Origin of the sequence: Daejeonella sp. JGW-45, from assembly GCF_029360805.1 — a bacterium.
In the GTDB taxonomy this organism is placed as follows: Bacteria; Bacteroidota; Bacteroidia; order Sphingobacteriales; family Sphingobacteriaceae; genus Daejeonella.
This window is the reverse complement of record NZ_JARKNC010000002.1, coordinates 242,976-263,652: the sequence shown is the minus strand read 5'-3', so window position 1 is coordinate 263,652 and position 20,677 is coordinate 242,976. Positions and strand designations below refer to the sequence as shown.

Below are 20,677 nucleotides of genomic sequence, written 5' to 3'. Positions count from 1 at the left end.
GTCCCGGGCTCGACCCGGGACCTATCGGGGGAGAACCCTCTCCGCCCAGCCTCATACCTCATACCTCATACCCTCACTTCACCTCCCCAACATTATCCCCCATATCCGTATCCACCAGCAAATGCCTCGGATCGATGCCGGCTTCAGCGGGCCGGGCGGCTACGTTTATGATAATGCGGTTTGCGCCGGTACGGATACGGTGCTTTTTCAGGTACAGGGGTGTTCGGCGACCCTCTTTGCCGCGTGCGAAGACGCCAATCTCGATCAGGTCGTTCATGGGCAGGGCGGTTTCGGCCCCGGCCGGATCAACTTTCGACTTTTTTGCCGTCACGTCCAGGGTAAGCTGCCAGTTCCCCTTGTTGGTCTTCCGCGCAGCGGCACGCCTGGTCGCCAGGTCCCAGAAGGTGTTGGTTTCAAAAAGGTCTTTCAACAGGTATTGGACCGAGTCGGGAGTCACTGCCCGGACTTCTGAATATAAATCCTGTGAAGTGGCGTAGGGCGGCTCGCCCGACCGGAAATTGTACAGCAGCTTTCTCAGCGCCAGGTTCATTTGTTCTTCACCGATATATTCCCTTAGGGCATACATGGCAAAGGGTCCCCGGCGGTAGGCGTCAAAGCTGTCGGCCGACTCGAGAAGCGGCACGCCGGCCCTGCTCCTTGGCGCCAGGTATGCCGTTCTCATGGCATCCAGCAGGTTCCGGAGATGCTGAGATCCATAGGTTTGTTCCACCACTCCCAGGGCGCTGTACCAGGCCAGGCTTTCGGTGATGAGCGCCCTGCCTGCCACCCGGGCGGCACCCAGTTGGTGAGGCCACCATTGATGGGCGATCTCATGCGCTGTCACGGCAAACGGGAGGTCGAAGCCCCGCACGTCGTTCGCGGTGTTCAGCAAGGCGAAATTCGTGGAGTAGCCAATGGACCCGGGCAGCGATATGCCCCCTGTTCCGGGATCGGCGTACTCAACCATCCGCAGCTCGCTAAACTCATAGGGACTAAAGTTCCTGGAATAGTAGTCCAGGGAAGCACTCATTGCCTTCCCGATCTGGCCGAGATTCAGTGTGCTGGAAGGATGATGGAAAATATTCAGTTCCTTAGACTGCCAGCTGGAATTCCGGACCCGGTAATCTGCGGAGTAAATATGATAGGCGTTCCGGATGGGCTTCTCGCTTACATAATGCGCGTATCGCCGGTCATTTTCAGACCAGGTGCGTTTCAGCGAGCCCGGTGCCAGGGCGAGCTGCCCGGCGGCGGTGCCGATCGTTGCCTCAAAGCTAATCTTCTCCATACCACTTCGGTCGTACCGGGCAGCGGGATCCTGCGCGATGCTTAATGCCGGCTGCAGCTTTGGCAGTCCATGGTCTTCCCGCGCAGCGGCATCAGTGATCTCCCGGCTTTCCTGGTAGCCGATCGCCGGCAGCCAGTCCGAGCTGCCGAAATAGCTGCCGTTAGGGAGCACATCGGTCTTAATCCCCTCATTAGAAAAGCCTGACTGCGTATAACGTACCGTAAAATTCATCTGCAGCAGCTCGCCCGGCTGCAGCGGTTCTTCGAGCAGGTAGATCAGGTAGCCCTGCTTTTTATCGTTCAGCAGGAGGCGGGCTGTTCTGTTGAAACGGATGCCGCTGGTGCTTACTTCCGGTGCGGGTACAATGTGGATCGAATCCATTTCGTTCTTGCTGCCATTTTTTAGCAGGTAATGGCCCGAGATGACGGCTTCCTGCTTCCGCGGATAGATCTCAATATCCAGTTTGGTGGCGGTGTGGTAGGGCTGGGGTACTTGCTTATACTGCGCGTATTGACGCTCATAGCTGGCCTGCGCGGCGATCTTTTCTTTGCGCGTCACATAGTCGTGCAGGATATTGGTATTATAAAACAGGAGGCCTCCCGTGCTGATCAGCAGGACCAGGGCAAGCCGGCTGAGCCGCGATGTTCTCATGCCGGTCCATGACTGCGATAGCCGGCGGGAATAGTTCAGCTCGCGGCCCCTCGGCAAAAGATGTGTTGCCACGATGAGCAGGAGGATGCCCCATGCGATCCAGTAGAGTTTAAAGAGTATCCATCCCGGGAGGAAAGGGCTCTGGTCATAGAAGGCAGAATGGGCTAAGCCGCTGTCGGAATTAAAGATCAGGAGTTTATGTTCGATGCCGAAGCGCCGGGGAATGGCGGTATACAGATAAAAGATAAAGACCACCAGGTGCGCAACATATTTCTGGTTGATCAGCACATGGATGAAGACTATCGCTGCGGCGATGGTCAGGTGCTCCGCCAGCTGGAACACAAAGAGCTCCCTGAGATAGGCTGCGATTTCGAATTCGTAATATCCCTGCGATGCCTGCAGTGCCATCGCCGCAAGCAGTAAGGTCAGCTGGATGCTGAGCAGGATCAGGATCAGCCCTGCATACTTGCTCAGAATGATGACCGCGTTGGGAACCGGCAAGGCATCCGAGATTTCGCTGCTCCGTGAATCACGCTCCCGCCAAACCAGTTGTCCGGCGAGAAAGGATACCGGGATCACCAGGATGATCTGCAGCGCTGAATGATTCAGGAAAAAGTTCATGCGCCCGGTGGTGGGCAGGATAGGGACCATCATCGGACCGGCGGAAATGTTTGGGATGAGGATAAAGGCGTAAATGCCGATCACCGGGAGGATCAGTACCATGGGGCTTTTCAGGAATTCCATAAAAAAACTCCAGGACAGTGCGCGCACCTGGTAGATCCTGGCCCGAAGATCAAGGCTGCGAACGGGCTCTGACATCGCTGCCAGCGGCTTTATTTTACCGCGCAGGTCTTCATCGGCCAATGCTGCGGCTTTATTTCTCCTTCTGCCGCGCCTGTTTGAAAACCGGAATTGCCGGAATGTGAAAACCGCTGTCATCAGGGATATCGCCAGCCAGAGTATCCTGTTACCGAACAGCGGCGTGCCGACTGACAGCTCTTCTGTATTCATATTCTGTGGCGTGAGGGTCTTGCCAAACGCTTCCAGTATAACGATCCCCGATGGGTCGATCAGTCGCGCTACCTCCCGGTTATTTCCTGAGAGTTCCATGCTGAAGGTGCTCAAAATTACGATCAGCAGGGCGCCCAGGTAGGCAGCCATGGCCTGCCTGCTAAGCAGCGCGCTGGTATACATCGCCGCGGTGGCTATTATCACATTCGGCAGGGCGATAAAGAGCGCAGCCTGGAGGTATGCGGATGGAATAAACGGACCGATGCTTTCCGCGTCGATCGTTTTGGTGCAGGCGGCCAGCCATAGGCTGAGCCATCCGGCGACAATGATCAGTCCCGCGGAGAGGCATGCCGTGCCGAGAAAGCGGCCGCCTAAATACGCGGGTTTTGAAATGGGGGTGGTGTAGATCAGGGGATCGATGCGTGCATTAATATCGCGCATCGCACCATCGCCAGTCAGGGCGGCGATCAGCAGGAGGCCGATATTGCCAGAGTAAGCGGAAAACTGGGCGATAATGATGGGAGCGGTGAACAACTGGTTCTCCACGGAACGCACCGAATCTGCCAGGTCTCCAATTACCATGAAGTTAAGGCCGGTAAGGGCAAGGAAAAATATCCAGGTGGAGGGCCGCCTTAACTGGTACCAGATCTCGAAGCGGAAGATCTCACGAAAGATCATGGCTGCTGCTCCTTCCCTGCACGGCTGCCCGGTGAAGGGTAGTACCCCGACATGGTGCTAAAATAAACATCCTCCAGGTCGGGCCCTACTGCTTCAAAGCCGGGTCCGGGGGCGGTATCACTGAAGGCATGAACCACCGTCTGTCCGCTCAGGAGTTTGGTGGAGATGACCTGGTGATTCTGTTCGAGCTCTTTAAGCTGGCTTTTATCGATCAGGCGGCGCCAAACCTTGCCTCTTAATTCGCGGACAGCCTGCAGCGGTTCGGCTTCCAGCAGGATCCTGCCTTTATCAATAATGGCCATGCGGGTGCACAGTTCGGAAACGTCCTCCACGATGTGCGTCGACAGGATCACCACGCTGTTTTCACCCAGCTCGCTCAGCAGGTTCAGAAAGCGGACGCGCTCGGCCGGGTCAAGGCCCGCGGTAGGCTCATCGACAATAAGCAGTTTAGGATCGCCGAGCAGCGCCACAGCCACACCGAAACGCTGTTTCATGCCGCCGGAAAAGCCGTTCAGTTGCTGCTTCCGCTTATCCCAGAGGTTGGTCTGTTTGAGGAGGTGTTCCACCACTTCCCTGCGCGATGCGCTTTGGGTGATCCCTTTGAGGATGGCAAAATGATCGAGCAGCTTCTCCGCACTTACATTTCTGATCAGTCCGAAATCCTGAGGAAGGTAGCCCAGGGTCTTGCGCAGTTCATCTTTCTGGTTCACTACATCCACATCACCCAGGAAGATCTGCCCTTCATCCGGGTCCTGCAAGGTGGCCAGGGTGCGCATGAGTGTAGATTTGCCCGCGCCGTTCGGGCCCAGCAGTCCGTACATGCCTGCCGGGATCTGAAGGGAGATATCCGTTAATGCTTTTATTCCATTGGAATAGGTCTTTGAAACATTACGGATGGACAAGCTTATTTTGGGATATTCCATATTCAATACAGTGTTTCTCTACGAAGGAACAAGAATAAAGGCTTGAGGGAAAATTAGCATTAAATTGTGATGAAAGGGGGGAATAATGTGATGGAATGCCCGGCTCGTGCCGGCGGTACTAAAATCTAATTCCCGCCCCGCTCATAGCCGCGGGAGGGCCTAGTCCTTTTGCTGTAGGTCAAAAGGACCAAAACCCCACCGCTGCGCCTGATGCTTTGGAAGTTTCTGCTGGGGCTTGGCCTGAAGTTGCCGCACCAGCCGATGCGGAACGAGAGCTGAACGGGGATTTAGTGCTGAGGCCTTAGAAACGTACATGGCGTTGGCTGGTGTAGATGGGGCCGGCCTGCGGCCCGCTCTGGAAACGAGCATGCGAATCAAGATATAACGATGTGGATATCTGGGAGCTTACGGTGGGTACGGTGGGTAGCTAACATTAATTCATCTTCTGTCACTGCAGGTTGCAGAACTCGCCCTCCTGAGATTTGGCAGTAAAGGTGCGCTTTATCCTTGCACAAACATTCAAATTTCCACTGCGGTCAAGCATCCGATAGCTATCGGATCCGGAGAAGTGTTGTACATTCGTTCGCTTCTGCACCAACACTGACACGGCTCGGATTGCACCCACAGGAGAAAGCGTGCATTTACAACAAATATCAGGAAGGCGCGGGCTTTTTGCTTACTTTTTTGCCTGCAGAAAAAAGTAGGTGCCCCTCCCGCGGCACGAGCGGGAACAACTAATTAAAAATATTTCCTATCTTCCTCTGCACAAACAACCTAGACTCCTGAAAACAAAATGATGAAGAGAACCATTTTAATCGCGCTAATAACCTGCTGCTTCATCTCTCCTGCCAGCAGCCAGCCTAAAGAAAATAACCTCACCTACGACATTGCCATTTACGGGGGCACCTCTGCAGGAGTGATTGCTGCTCACACTGCCCGGAAAATGGGTAAAACGGTGGTCATCATTGCTCCCGACAGCCATATAGGCGGACTCTCATCCGGGGGGCTGGGGCAAACCGACATCGGCAACAAGCAGGTAATTGGCGGCCTTTCCCGGCAGTTCTACCGGCAGCTGGGCAAGTTTTACGGTGAGGACGAATCCTGGGTGTTTGAACCCAGTGCGGCTTCGAAGCTGTTTGCCGGTTATATTAAGGAGGGCAATATGCCGGTGATCTATAACCGGCGGATCTCTGAAGTGGTCAAGGATGGCGCGAAGATCACCCAGGTTAAGCTGGTAAATACCTATGGCCCGGCAAAGCAAAGCCAGATCATCAGCGCTAAAGTGTTTCTGGATTGCACCTATGAAGGCGATCTCCTGGCGCTTGCAGGGGTTTCTTACACCGTAGGCCGCGAAGATAACCGTGTTTACAACGAGAATCACAGCGGCTTTCAGCTGCCTGAATACCATAAACGTTCCGGGTTCCACCAGTTCCCGGACAATGTGAGCCCTTATAAGATTCCCGGAGATCCCGCCAGCGGTTTGGTCTGGGGCATAAGTACTGATACGGCCCGGCCTCAGGGCGAGGGCGATAAAAAGGTGCAGGCTTATAATTTCAGGATCTGTCTGACGGATGATCCCGCGAACAGAATCCCGATCAAAAAGCCAAAGGGGTACGACGCTTCTAAATACGAGCTGCTGGTACGCTTGTTTGATGCCCAGCCTAACATGAGAAAGATCAACGATTACTTTATATGGAGCAACATGCCCGGGCGAAAAACCGATATCAATAACCGGGGAGGCTTCTCGACCGACATGATCGGGATGAACTTCAGCTGGCCTGAGGCTAGCTTTGAAGAGCGCCGGAGGATCTTTAATGATCACCTGACCTATACGAAGGGCCTGCTGTATTTCTTTGTGAGCGATAAGCGGGTACCGGATACCCTTCGCAACTTTGTCGCTAAATGGGGTTACCCGAAGGATGAGTACGTGGGCAATAAAAACTTCACCCCGCAGCTCTATGTGCGCGAGGGAAGACGGATGATCGGGGAGTATGTAATGACCGAGCACAATGTTACCGGTAAAAGGGTTATAGAAGACCCGGTAGGCATGGCGGCCTATACCATGGACAGCCATAACATTCAGCGTATCGTAGTGAACGGGATGGTAAAGAACGAGGGTAATGTCGAGATCGGCGGTTTTAAGCCGTACCCGATTTCATATAAGTCAATTACTCCTAAAAAGGCCGAATGCAGCAACTTACTGGTTCCGGTATCCTTGTCCTCATCGCACATCGCATTTGGATCGATACGGATGGAGCCGGTATTCATGATCCTGGGACAGAGCGCGGCAACGGCAGCAGTTCATGCTATCGATGAAAATAAGGCGGTTCAGGATATCAGTTATGAGAGGCTGAAGGAGCAGCTGCTGAAGGATGAGCAGATTTTGGGGAACTAGGGGGGTGAGACCCGATAGCTATCGGGTGGAAAACTGAAAACTGAAAACTGAAAGCTGAAAACATGCGACCACCTTCGGGGTCGGAAAAAAGGATAATGATGATTTCATCTATAAACATGCGACCACCTTCGGGGTCGGAAAAATGGATTATAATGATTTCATCTATAAACATGTGACCCCGTCCGAACGGCGTTCATCCGGGCGGGCACCTTCGGGGTCAAACCTGCTTGTATTTTAACAGAGGGACGTTTTTTTTTTTAAGTTGGCAATGCATCAATGCAAAGCATAGAACATATTTACAGAGATTCCAATTTTTCGCTGACATAAGTGGGTAGACAACTTAATGACATTGCCCAAAGACGATCGCATGTAAATTGTCAGGCACGTATGACCACCTTCGGGCAATGTCATTATTTAAGGAATTTGATATTTAAGGAATTTGATGTCCTTTTGTTAAATGCAATATCTTAAGGCAGTTCGCTGACTCCGAAGGAGTCGAATGTTTATAGAAAATTATTTAGTGCGTTTTCCCGACCCCCGAAGGAGCCCGCCGGGAGAACACCGTTCGGTCGGGGTCGCATGTGATAAACACCTTATCATTCAATCCGGCAGATACGACCACCTTCGGGGTCGGGTAAAAGGATTATAATGATTTCATCTATAAACATGTGACCACCTTCGGGGTCGGAAAAAGGATTGTAATGATTTCATCTATAAACACGTGACCGCCTTCGGGGGTCGGAAAAAAGGATTATAATGATTTCATCTATAAACATGTGACCACTTTCGGGCAATGTCGTTATTCAAGGAATTTGATATTTAAGGAATTTGATGTCCTTTTGTTAATGCAATATCTTAAGGCAGTTCGCTGACTCCGAAGGAGTCGAATGTTTATAGAAAATTATTTAATGCGTTACCCGACCCTGAAGGTGGTCGCATGTGATAAATACTTTATCGACAATGGAACCAGATGGGAATTCTATTTATTTTTTAGGTAGTGGAATTTGAATAACGTTGTTTTTTTTTATATTAGACTTTGAGATTTTTGCTTTAACCTGTATTAGAATATGCCCGTTGCATCGGCAACACCTTACTAAATTAACCTGATGAGTAACCATATATCTCAGTCTTCCGACGACTCAACGCTTTTTGCGGATATCCTGAAAGGAAATAAGCAGGCGTTTAGTATTCTGTATGAGCGATACTGGGACATAGCCTACTCGGCAGCTTATAAGCGTTTAAAAGATGAAGATCAGGCCAAGGATATTGTTCAGGAAATATTTGTGAATATCTGGTTGAAAAAGGACGCAATCATCGGGAATTTTCCGGCCTATCTTAATGTCGCGGTCCGGAACCGTGTTTTCAAGCTGGCTGAAAAGCAGAAAAATAATTCTCCGTTTTTCGATTGGATCGAGAAGATCCCTGAATTACACAGCCAGGCGGACAGCAAGCTCTTATATCAGGAGTTTTATGCTGCTTATGAATCGCTTATTGAGACTCTTCCACCAAAACGTCAGATGATATTCCGGATGAGGTACCACAACGACCTGAGTACGAAAGCCATTGCCGATCAAATGGGGATCTCACGGAAAACGGTTCAGAATCAATTGGGAAAAGCTGTAGATCAGTTACGTATCGGGTCTTCTACCGGTTTTAATCCTTATTACCTTCTTCTATAAATTATTCCTGCGTCTCCTGCAGGTCTCTTTTACTTTTTTTATATTTAATCAAAAAAATATCTGCCGGGGTGGGATTTTTTTTTGATCGCGGGTCATGTCCTTATACGGCCCGGCCTCTATATGGATAAGAAATTTTTTATTCACCTTCTTCATAAGTATAATAATGGAACTGCGACCCCGGAGGAGCGTCGTTTGTTGTTCAGTTATTATGAGCTGTTTGATGCTGACCCGGAAGTTCCGGACTTGTCTGATACAGGTAAGGGCCAGCAGATTAAGGATCAGGTACGCGGCAATATATGGAATGAAATAGACAGGTTGGAGGCCAGGCAGGATGCTCCGGACCCAGGGCGTCATAAATTATGGTTCTCACTGGCCGCGGCGATATTGATCGTTGTCAGTGCGGGATTATATTTCTATCCGCAGATCCCTTCTGTAAACGCGGGCCGCATCACCCAATCCTACCAAAACAAAGAACACCGCCTTATCAATTTACCGGACGGCAGTACAGTTATTGTAGCTGCGGGCAGTAAATTGAATTATCCTTCTTCTTTTGATGGCTTCGCAACACGAGAGGTTTATTTAGAGGGGGAAGCCTATTTCGATATTCAGCATAATGCCAGCAAACCGTTCATTGTCCGCACGGGAAAGGTCGCTACGACGGTTTTGGGTACAGCCTTTAATATCAAAGCCTGGCCGCTGGATGAAGATATTACGGTTACTGTTAACAGGGGAAAGGTTCGCTTAGCTGCCGGCCGGAATACCCTGGGTATACTTACACCTAACCAACAGATTACTTACAATAAGCATAAAGCGGACGTAGTAAAACGCCATGTCCAGGCTGCCGAATATCTTTCCTGGAAGCAGGAAGACCTTCTCCTGGATAATGTTACGGTTTTGGAAGCGGCTAAAATTCTGGAAGACCGTTTCAGGGTTAGTATCTCCATTACCGAGGAGCCGGTCCGGATCAAGCGCTTTACAACCACTTTTCTGAAAGGCGAAAGCCTGGAGCAGGTGCTAAAGAGTATCTGTGAATTTAATGACGCCGTCTACACGTATGATAAACAAGAGGCTAAAGTGATCTTAAGTAGTAAATAATCAAAGAAATATGAAGAAACGATTACCACCATAAAAAAAACCCTCTGAATTTCTTTCGAGAGCATTCAGAGGGGAGAATTGTTGTCCGACTGCCATCGCACATCAATTTGTGTTTTAAATCCTGTCTGCTATTAATCGCAGACATTTTGATTACTTTTAAAACGATGTAAAATTATGATTTTTTTTACTCTTCCTGCTGAACGCCAGCAAAAAAACTTGTTTGCCTATCATCTAAGGCTATTTTTTGATAAAATATATTTAATAATTATGCAACTCCGATTAGCATTTTTTATTGTTTTAACAACCTCGATTCAATTGTTCTCTGCCCCTCCGGTAAAGAGCCAGGCAATCGATAAAGTTGAAATAAAACTTGAGCTTAAAAGCGAGTCCTTAATAAAGGCATTTCAAAAAATTGAAAAGCAAAGTCCATTTCAATTTATGTATCGTTATGCCGATGTAAAGGATGTCAATAAACTGGAGATGACTGCAGAAAAGATGTCTGTTGCAAATGTGTTGAAAGAATTGTTATCGAATACCTCGCTTGATTTTAAACAGGTGGATAACAGAATAATGATAGTTAATAGTCAAAAGGGCTTAGACGTTCATCGATTAACAGAAAATGATGTTACCAGGTTACTGGACATTGTTGTCAGAGGTCAGATAAAGGATGCAAAAGGGGAGACGCTTCCCGGAGTTAGCGTTAAGGTAAAAGGGACTGAGATTGGAGCATCATCTGATGCGGATGGAAGATTTTCTTTAAGTGTTCCTGAAAATGCGACCCTGGTATTTACCTATATTGGCTATAACACGAAAGAGGTTGCGGTAAACAACCAGGAAATGATCAACGTCACTTTAGATCAGTCTTCCACTTCTTTAAATGAAGTAGTGGTGACTGCCTTAGGTATAAAACGGGAATCAAAATCGCTGACCTATGCCACACAAGGTGTTAACGCAGAAGAACTCACAGAAACACGTACACTGAATGTTGTGAATGCCTTACAGGGCAAAGTGGCCGGTATGTCCATTGAAACTGCCGGTACAGGTTTGGGCGGCACAGCCCGGGTTGTTCTGAGAGGAAACCGTTCCATATCCGGCGGCAGTGGCCCCCTTTATGTTGTTGACGGAGTTCCAATGACCACGGCAATATCGAACTTCAGTCCGGATAACATTGAATCTATCAACGTGCTGAAAGGTCCGAATGCCGCGGCTTTATATGGCAGTGCTGCTCAGAATGGTGTTATTATTATCGAAACCAAGAAAGGAAAAGAAGGGCAGGTTCAAATCAGTGTGAATGAAACATTCCAGACAGGAAGGCCGCTGCTTTATTTTGAGCCGCAGAATGAGTACGGACAGGGAGTTTCCGGAGTTTATAACCCTACGTCTGAAGAATCATGGGGCCCGAAAATGACCGGTCAAATGGTTCCTCACTGGTCGGCAGCTCCTGGTTTAGCAGGAACCCAGTATGCATTTTTACCGCAGTCAAATAACTATAGGGATGCTCTCCGGAACTCTACTTATTTAACTCATAACGTTAACGCTACCGTAGGCTCAGCGACTACACAAACGGCATTTTCTTATACCAGGGAAGACGCAAAAGGAATGCTCGAAACTAATGAATTAAGGAGGGATAACGCAACGGTCAGAGTGACCAGCAAGCTGAAATCATGGCTTTCTCTGGATACCAAGCTAAACTATATCAGGAACGAAATAGATAATCAAAACGGTACAGGTGATAATGCGGCTAATAATCCGTTTATGAATATCTATCGGATGCCCCGCAACATTGCGATCGGGGATCTCAGACAATTTGAATATACCGACGCGGCTGGTAATAACAAGCAAAATTACTGGAATCCGGGTTCTACAATTGGAAGGAACCCTTTCTGGATTATGAACCGGGTTGTTAATTATGCAACAACTGATCGTATTATCGCATTAGCTTCAGCGACTATTGATTTTACGCCTAATCTTAAACTTATGGCGCGTTCATCATTTGATGGCGGATCAGGCACAAATGAGAGAAAAGCATGGATTGATTCGTACGGCGGGGGCCAGGACAATTTCGGCAGTTACAGCGCGAGCATCTCCGGACCTGGCCAGGTTTGGAACCATGATGCTATCCTGTCTTTTAATGATGACATTACAAAGAACCTGAATGTCTCAGCGCTGGCCGGCGGTACGCTGAGAAAGTATAATGGTTCAGGCAGCATCAGTGCAAGTACCCAGCAAGGATTGACCATTCCTAACTTCTTCTCATTCGGTAATACCCCTCTTACACAAGGGGCATTTAATCCAAGTACCAGGGAAGAATTACAATCAGTTTATTTTTCTGCTAATTTTGGATGGAAGAATCTCCTTTACCTGGATGTTACAGGCCGGAATGACTGGAGTTCAACCCTTCCTGCAAACAGCCGGTCATATTTTTATCCGTCGGTGGGTATTTCCACGATCCTTACGGATTTGATCCCTGGTCTTCCGGACGTGTTTTCATATTCCAAACTCAGAGCATCGTATGCAAAGGTAGGAAGCGGTGCTTCACCTTATCAATTAAGCCGCTCTGCTACATTTGCAGGAACGGGAGGAAACTTTGGATTCATAACTCTCGGGGCTACTTTGCCTAATGCAAACCTGAAACCTGAAACCACTGAAGGATATGAGATCGGGCTCGATACCCGCTTGTTTAATAGTCGTTTAGGACTTGATATCACCGCCTACAAAACAAATACCTTCGACCAGCTATTCACAATCAGCCTGCCATCAGGTTCTGGTGCTGCCTCATTCTTCACTAATGGAGGAGATGTTCAGAATACAGGTATTGAGGTTGTTTTATCGGCCACACCAGTCCAGAATGCAAATGGCTTAACCTGGGATATCAGCAGTAATTTCGGAAAGAACAGAAACTGGGTTAATAAGATATCTGATGATCGTCCGCGCATTATCGTTGGCGGGGATTCGTATATGTCTGATTTCGTTGTTGCTCAGGGACAGGAATTCGGAAATATTTATACAAGAGGATGGGCAAGAAATGCGCAAGGGCAGGTAATTGTCGGAGCAAACGGTATTCCAACCCTTACTGCGGGAAGAACCGTGTTAGCTGCCAATTTTAACCCGGACTGGATGGGTGCCATCACCAATAATTTTTCATATAAGAACTTCGATTTTGGTTTCCTGATAGAGCACCGTCAGGGTGGCAGTATGGTTTCCATAACCGATGGACTTCTTTATGGAGAAGGGATTACCAGGGAAACGCTTGCCGGAAGAGATGGCGGATTGGTGTTCGGAGAGAATCTGTTTCCAAACGAGACAGGAGTTCTTGCCAGCGGCGCTCCTAATACTACAGCAATAACGTCACAGGCTTTTTGGAGATTAATTGGGGGAAGGAATGCGCCGATCGGTGAAGCATTTATTACAAGTGCCACCAATACCCGGGTCAGAGAGGCCACACTTGGTTTTACGTTTCCTAAATCGATGCTGAACAAAATCGGGTTTATTTCCGGCGTTAAGTTATCCTTAGTTGGAAGAAACTTGTTCTTCCTGAAGAAGACAGGTAACTGGGATCCGGAAATTCTTTCGGGAGCCGGTACTGCATCAGCGGGTTTTCAAACCTATGTTCAGCCTACTGAAAGAACTTTTGGGTTAAACCTGAAGGTTGATTTTTAGGATTTATAATAATGTTTAAACAGAGATAATAAAATATTATGAAAATAACTCATTATATACAAAGAAGCATAGCCGTTACGGCAGTCCTTCTTACTATCGGTACTTCTTCCTGCACCGACCACTTCGATGATCTCAACACGCCCAGGGCAGCGCTTACGGTAGAACAGATGGACGCGAGTATGATTGGATTTGCATTCGCCCAGGCTCAGCATTTCGGCATGAGGTCCTGGTACCAGGGGAATAACCTGTTCGCAGGTGAGTACTCACAGTTTCACGCTACCATCCATCCTAACTTCGCTTCCTCCAATTTTAACGGGCCAGGCAGCTGGGCAAACCTGTTAATGGAAGGGTTTTATTCGAACACCACTTATGGAGCGGCAGCCAACCAGCTTGATCTGGTGCTTAAAAGTACAGCGGAAAAAAATCTTAAACCTGAAAATGCGCTTGCTAAGATCTGGAAAGTAGCTCTTTATCACCGTCAGACTGATTACTGGGGACCAATTATCTATTCGGAATTTGGTAACGGTAAGACCAGTGTTGCATTTGATTCTCAAAAGGACATTTATTATGATTTCTTTAAGATATTGGATGAGGCAGCAGCAGACCTGAGGGCAGCTAATAAGGCGGTAAAGATCTTTTCTATCAGTGGTAGTTCTCACGACCTGGTTTACGACGGAGATGTGTTAAAGAACCTTAAATTTTTGAACTCTTTACGTTTGAGACTCGCTATGCGGATTTCTTATGTTGAACCTGCAAAGGCAAAACAAGAGGCTGAAAAAGCTGCAGCGGCTCCTGAAGGTTTTATTGTAAGCAATGCTGATAATGCGCTTTCGAAGGTTAAGGTTGACGGTACAAACGTTAATAAGTTAAGTACGATCACTTATATAAGCGAATTCGTACTTAGCTCTACTGTTGCAAGTCTTATGAATGGTTATGAGGATCCCAGGATTCCGGTTTATACCCAACCATGCTGCGGACGCCTAACCCCGTCTACTGCAGTATTCGGCGGACTGGTAGGATTCCGAAACGGGTATCCGGCCGCTCAAAGAGGTACCAACCTTGATCTGCAATATTCCTATGTTGGAAAAAAATGGTTGCCTATAAATAATGGCGGCGCCAATGAACCTGATCATATAATGGAGGCTGCAGAGGTATTTTTCCTTAGAGCTGAAGGAGCTCTCCGGGGATGGAATATGGGCGGAACGGCACAAAATCTTTATAACGAAGGAATCAAAGCGTCCCTTAAATTCAGGACAACGGCTTCTGATGCTGTAATTGATGCTTACGTTAACAGTACCAAGAAGCCATCAAAACCATTAGACAGGTTTGGTAACCCGGATGCCCGGAATAGTCCGCCGGTAACAGATATTCCCGTTCTTTATGAAACAGGTGGAAGTTTTGAAAGGCAGCTGGAGCAGATCATCACCCAGAAATGGCTTGCCCTTTTCCCAATGAATGATACGGAAGCATGGGCTGAACGCCGCAGGACAGGTTACCCTAGAGGATATGCAATTATTCAGTCTGATAACACCGCTCTTACCCGGACTCAGTTAGCAAGAAGATTGATCTACCCTCCAAACTCTTATTCTACCAATAAGACAGCAACAGAAGCTGCACTGGCGCTATTGGGTGGCCCGGATACGTATGCTACCCGGCTTTGGTGGGATGCGAAGCCTTTGGCATCGTACCCGACACCAACAGATTGATGTTGTTAATAGCAGTTATTGGCCTGACAACCAATAACTGCTATTTTACTCACCTGTAAGGTTTATTACTGGTTCTTATAAAGAAGATTTTTCCATTTATCACCCGTACTGCGATTCAGGGTAGAGCGATCATTTAAATAAACAGGATTCTAATTAAGAACTTACAAGTTCCTTAAAATCGCCGGACGCTATCACTGATGCAGAAGCGCCCTGATAAATCCTAGTGTTTAACTCTAATCAAGAAAAAATGAGAAAATCGTTATCTCTTCTGGCATTGTTAGTAATTGACTGTTTTGCGGTGTTTTCACAATCTGTGCAGGTTAAAGAAGAACGAAGGTCAGGGTTCATGGAACTTGCCGGTATGGTAAGACCGGAGGACCCGAAAGACATTTCAAGCCTCAGATTTAAGGAAGCTGATTTAAATGCTGCCGGTATTGAGAAGGATGCGCGATTGATCAAACTGAAGTTTGACCAGGCCAGGGGGATCATCAGGCTGCAGGATATGGAACTTATTGAAGATGACGCACCTGCTGCTGGTCTTCCCCAGGGGTATAAATACTACGATAAGGGCCCGGTAGAATGGGTTGAGGATTTAAAAAAAGGGATTGTTATTAAGAAAATTCTTGTAGTTGATAATCCTGCTGTTGCTTCCGCCAGACTGGTATTTAAAGGAATGGAGGTTCAAGGTAATAGAGAGCCCCTTCATTTGTCCCTGAATGGGGAAAAGCTTATCAGGCAGGCTTCTGTAATTGCATATCCTCATGCGCGTCAATACATTGACATGGCTGGTCTCGACCGATGGTATTACATCGATCTTCCGCATGAAAAGTTAAGAAAGGGGAATAATGAGATCCTTATGTGGACGGAGTCTGATTCAACCTCGTGGCGGGTACTAATTGCACATATAAACGAGTTTAAACGGGGATCTTTAACGCGTACAAGTCCGAACCGTTCGATGAAAAGCCTTAACAACGGCGGATCCTGGAGTGACTCAAGGCTTGGCGCCATGAATCTGATAGATGGCGAGTACTCCATACGACTTAGTCTTGATCGTTTTCTCCCCTCCGGAGAGTACCTCTCTCCCTTAATGGATCTCGTGAACGAGGATGATCCGCTTAAACGGAATTCGGGGAAGATTGCAGCTACTTTTTGGCCCGACTTCGATGTGCCTGCCCAAACCAGTTTAAAATCCTATGTTCGTTTTGGCTCCAGCCCGTTTATCGGAGATGAATCATGGACAAAGTGGCAGCCGCTCGAAAAGGGACATGAATATTCTCTTTCCGATAAGCGTTACATACAATGGAAGGCAGAACTTTCAACGACTGATCCTTTAGCTACTCCGGTAATCAGAGGACTCAGGATAAAGATCAGATGGGAAGACCTTTCCACAAATGCAAATGCCGGTATTGAGGCCCGCGTGATCAATAACGGAAAAATTATAGAACCTTCGTACCCATTCTCATATGAGAATTTAAACCACCTGGACCTTGCAAAGTACAGAACGGATCATAAGCTCGACCAGATTGTGAAGGGAGCAAGGAACGAATTCGAAGTAATGATGCGCCTTCTAAACTGGTCGTACCGCGTGCCTCTCACGAGCGAAGGATATTCATGGAACTGGAATGACGTCACTGTAACTCCGGTGATTGCAGAGGGGAGCGGAATGCCCCAGCTGAACGGCCCGGTTTTCAAGGGAAGACGTATGGTGGGAATGTGTCTTTACCCCAATCAGGCTTTAATAGGTGCGCTTCTTTCAATGGGATATCAGGCACGGCATATAAACATTCATAGCGAAGGTGAAAGCGGCCATGAAGTAACAGAAGTATGGTCCAATCAGCTGAATAAATGGATATATATGGATTCCACCCGTGATTATTATTACTATGATCCGAAGACCGGCGTACCATTTAATCTGCTGGAAATCCATAATCTTCTTGCTGAACAGATGCCGCGGGTTGAAACCTGGCAACGCCCATTTGCACCTGAAATAGGAGAGGAGCTCGTCGCCAGATTAAAAGTCGGACAGCGTCAGGGTAATAACCCCTTTCCTATACAAAGTGGCGGCGGCAACCATCTTCTGGAAATTATGGGACACTTCCGGATCATACCGCGGAATGACTTTCTCTCGAACCCTTTGCCAGTGCCAGTCCGTACCGGTTTTACCATGTGGGGATGGGACGGCTTTTTAAACTGGTACGATAACGTTTTTCCAAAACGGGATGAATATCAACGATATACGAATCGTGCATCAGATTTTTATCAACCGCTTAACCAGGCGAAAGTCTATCTTACTGAAACCCAAAAAGCCGGAACTCTGAAAGTAGAAGTTGACAATTTTACTCCCGGAGGTTTCGACAGTTTCCTTGTTGCAAGCAATGATGGTGAATGGATAAGCAGAAAGGAGAATCTATGGAATTGGGAACTTCAGAGCGGGCTGAACAGCATAAAGGTCCGTACAAAAAATAGCAGGGGAATACTTGGCCCGGTCAGTGAACTGCAGGTTATGTACAATCCCTGAAAACGAACAATTAAAACATAAATAATAACAGACCATATAATTTAACTAGAATAACATGAAAATTGCCGTATTTGCTGCATTACTTTTTACAGCCGGAATGGCCAATGCCCAAACGGGTTCTGGCTGGTACACAGAGGGGAAGGATTATGCTCCCACGCGAAGAATAAAGATCACAGTAACCAATCCTTTAAATGTACCGGTCAAAGGGTGTCCGATCGTTGTCCCACGCACTATTTTACCAATGCAGAACATTCCTGAGCGCTGGATAGGTATTGTAGACCCCAAACTTCCATCCGATCCTGAGCCTACGGTTGAACAGCTTAAGACCAATAGCGGGTATGTAAGAAGGAAGGAAACCAATGGCCATTACGTGGAACTTCAGGTAGACGATAAGAATAAAGACGGCATTTGGGATGAGATATTTTTCATGTCAGATCTTGCAGCTAAAGAATCCAGAGATTTCTACATCTATATCGATCATTACGAACGGGGAATGTATGAGCATCAGGTTCATGGATCGATAGCCAATTATGGCCGCCACACTGTGCCGCTATGGGAATCAAAGGACATGGGTTGGAAATTATGGTATCCGCATGAGGTTGACCTTCACGGTAAAAGAGCGCCGATGCTGACTGCATATTATGAGTATTCAACTAATAAGTCTGGTTATTATATGCCTTGGGAAATGGGGACTGATATTATGACCGTTGCCAGTACTTTCGGTGCAGGAGGTATGTGTGTGTTTGAAAATCCAATGGATATGGAGAATCCGGCACGGGCTTACCATTCTCCGTTCAAGAACAAGGGTCCCTTAAATGACAGCCGCTTTGCATTCGATCTGGTTTATAACGGTCCGCTTCGCAGCATGATCAAGGTTAGGACCACAAACTGGAATTCAGGTCAAGGTTTCTATGAACTGGATCAGTATTATACCGCGTATGCCGGCAAAAGCTGGAGTACCGTTGAAACTAAATTCAGTGAGTTTAATGCTCCGAATGCAAATGCAATGTTCGGTGCCGGTATCCGCCGGATAATGAATGAATATACTTCAGTAAATAAAAAGGGGATCGCCATTTCCATGGGTAAAGATGTCGAGGCCAGGATTCCCGATGAGGATATCGGTGATGAAGTGCTGATGGTGCCTTGGCAGGGAATCGGTATAGCCATAAGGGATAAATATAAACCTCAATATCAAGCTATTAAAAGTTTTGGTGGTAACCATGTTTTTAAAATGCCGGTAACCAGCGACCTGACTTATGAGTACATGATATTTGGTGCATGGAGTTTTGGTGAAGTGAATAATAACGAAAAGGATTTTGTAAAGTACGTGGAAGACGAGACTTTGAAATACAATAATCCTCCCCAGATAATGGTCCATTCCCTGGAAACAAAAGCCAAATAATATAAATGGGATTTCCCGGTCAGGAGAAGTATCAGGCTATGAAACCTGCATGAGCTTACCGCTCACACAACGACATGAATATAAGCTCATGCAAGCCCGCCCGGCCAAAGCCGTTCGGACGGGCTTCATAGCCATTAAAAGACAATTATGCTCTGATGAAAAAATCGACTTATTTAAAAGTATCTTTGTTTACTCTGATTGCTTTGGTCAGTTCATTTGACAGTCTTTCAGCGAAAATAAAAGTAGGGGTTGCCGAGACCATAATTACACCTCCTAATCCAATCGGTGTCAGGATGGCCGGATACGACAGGGGGGCCAATACCTCTACCGGCGTACATGACGATCTCTACGCCCGAAGCCTTGTTGTTGAAGCTGCCGATGGAACCAGTTCTGCCATGATCACTGTTGCAGTGGTTAATATGTCTGAACCGGTGATGGACCAGATCCGCACCGGGGTGAATAGGGAGACCGGGATTCCGTTCAAAAATGTGATCGTTTCTTCTACTCATACCCATTCAGGCCCGGTTATGGGCAGTCCGGAGGATGAATACATTAAATTTTTCGTCAGCAGGACTGTACAGAGTGCGGTGAACGCGTGGAATAGCAGAGTTTACGGAAAGATCGGAGCAGGCTCAACAGAAGTGTTTGGAATGGCCATGAATGACAGGAGAATGGAGCATGGAGGCGTTCCACCTGACCCTGAAGCAGCTGTTATTAAGGTTGAAAATGTCCAGGGTAAATTGATCGGGGTGTTTTTCAATTATGGCTGTCATCCTTCTGCTTTAGACCTTCATAATCTGAAATTTACAGAAGACTGGCCGTATTTTTCGATCAAGGGGATCAAAGAAAAATTGCCAAAGGGTGTTATCGTTGGTTATTTTCAATCGGCACAGGGTGATGCCAAGGTGGGATATCAGGCCGAGCTATCTGCGGTAGGGGCTTTCATGCAGGGAATAAGAAGCTTTGAATTTGCCGAGAAGAAAGGCCTTGTTCTCTCTGATGCGGTTCTCAAGGTATTGCCGGAGATCAAAACTTCTGCCGACCTGGACGTAAAGGTTACTTATGATAAATTCAAGATCCCGATCCGTACAACTTTTCCATACACACATGAAGAAGCTCTTCGCTGGCAGGAGCAGGCCAAAAAGACTTTAGATGAAAAGGAAAAGCTGGTCATTTATTATCCCAAAGATCTTGAAGGTGTTGCACGGCTCAACGAAGCTGCCCGTGACCTGGTGGCGAAAGGAAGTATAGGGAAAACCATCGGGCCCAGAACTCTGGATAAATACAAAGTTGATTACTGGCTGGCCACCCAGGCGGTCAACCAATCGAAGCGGATCGAAGCAATGCCGGCTAATCCTGCACCCTTTTTAATGCCTATGCAGGCGATAAGGATCGGAACAACAGTATTTGTAACCTTCCCGGCTGAAGTTTTTACTGAAATCGGTTTAAGCGTTAAACAGAAATCTCCCTTCCCAAACACGTTTATATTGGGCGTTGCGGGCGGATTTAATGGGTATATCGCCACCGCCGCTGAATATATTGAGGGCGGTTATGCGGTTAATGGAAGTCCGTATGCACCACAGGCAGAGCAGGCATTGATCGACGCGTCGATGGAACTGATAGAGAGGGTAAAATGAGGGCCAACAGACAACCGATAGCTTTAGGTTGACGACA

10 protein-coding genes are annotated in these 20,677 nt (G+C 47.6%); 8 read left to right on the top strand and 2 right to left on the bottom strand.

Features of this window, described 5'->3' with window-relative positions; all coding sequences use genetic code 11:
- Window positions 1-73: 73 nt before the first annotated feature.
- Together P2W76_RS04300 and P2W76_RS04295 are read right to left on the bottom strand one after the other, a co-directional pair.
- Entirely contained in the window at window positions 74-3,625 is a 3,552-nt protein-coding gene (locus tag P2W76_RS04300; protein WP_276346292.1) for a hypothetical protein, read from the bottom strand.
- Window positions 3,622-4,548 carry an ABC transporter ATP-binding protein gene (locus tag P2W76_RS04295; protein ID WP_276346291.1) on the bottom strand — a complete coding sequence of 309 codons (927 nt, stop codon included), beginning with the start codon at window positions 4,546-4,548 and terminating at the stop codon, window positions 3,622-3,624. Before P2W76_RS04295 ends, P2W76_RS04300 begins: the two co-directional genes overlap by 4 nt.
- A 793-nt stretch (window positions 4,549-5,341) precedes the next feature.
- Here P2W76_RS04295 and P2W76_RS04290 point away from each other — a divergent pair.
- The 8 genes from P2W76_RS04290 to P2W76_RS04255 all read left to right on the top strand — a co-directional run bounded on the left by P2W76_RS04290 (window position 5,342) and on the right by P2W76_RS04255 (window position 20,640).
- A complete protein-coding gene (locus P2W76_RS04290; RefSeq protein WP_276346290.1) occupies window positions 5,342-6,943 on the top strand; it encodes an FAD-dependent oxidoreductase in 1,602 nt (533 codons plus the stop codon).
- Between the two features lie 1,106 nt (window positions 6,944-8,049).
- Window positions 8,050-8,622, top strand: a complete 573-nt coding sequence (locus P2W76_RS04285; RefSeq protein WP_276346289.1) for a sigma-70 family RNA polymerase sigma factor — start codon at window positions 8,050-8,052, stop codon at window positions 8,620-8,622.
- A 120-nt stretch (window positions 8,623-8,742) separates the two neighbouring features.
- The gene (locus P2W76_RS04280) at window positions 8,743-9,717 is read left to right on the top strand and encodes a FecR family protein (RefSeq protein WP_276346288.1); all 975 of its coding nucleotides are present in this window, start codon (window positions 8,743-8,745) and stop codon (window positions 9,715-9,717) included.
- Between the two features lie 267 nt (window positions 9,718-9,984).
- Window positions 9,985-13,377: a SusC/RagA family TonB-linked outer membrane protein gene (locus P2W76_RS04275; RefSeq protein WP_276346287.1), complete on the top strand. Its 3,393-nt coding sequence runs from the start codon at window positions 9,985-9,987 to the stop codon at window positions 13,375-13,377.
- A gap of 38 nt (window positions 13,378-13,415) precedes the next feature.
- Complete coding sequence (locus P2W76_RS04270; protein ID WP_276346286.1) at window positions 13,416-15,083, top strand: SusD/RagB family nutrient-binding outer membrane lipoprotein; 1,668 nt, start codon at window positions 13,416-13,418, stop codon at window positions 15,081-15,083.
- Between the two features lie 247 nt (window positions 15,084-15,330).
- Window positions 15,331-17,601, top strand: a complete 2,271-nt coding sequence (locus P2W76_RS04265) for a hypothetical protein (protein WP_276346285.1) — start codon at window positions 15,331-15,333, stop codon at window positions 17,599-17,601.
- Window positions 17,602-17,656: 55 nt separating this feature from the next.
- Window positions 17,657-19,003, top strand: a complete 1,347-nt coding sequence (locus P2W76_RS04260; protein ID WP_276346284.1) for a DUF4861 family protein — start codon at window positions 17,657-17,659, stop codon at window positions 19,001-19,003.
- A gap of 155 nt (window positions 19,004-19,158) precedes the next feature.
- Window positions 19,159-20,640, top strand: coding sequence for a neutral/alkaline non-lysosomal ceramidase N-terminal domain-containing protein (locus tag P2W76_RS04255; RefSeq protein WP_276346283.1), 1,482 nt, complete (start codon window positions 19,159-19,161; stop codon window positions 20,638-20,640).
- Window positions 20,641-20,677 lie beyond the last annotated feature (37 nt).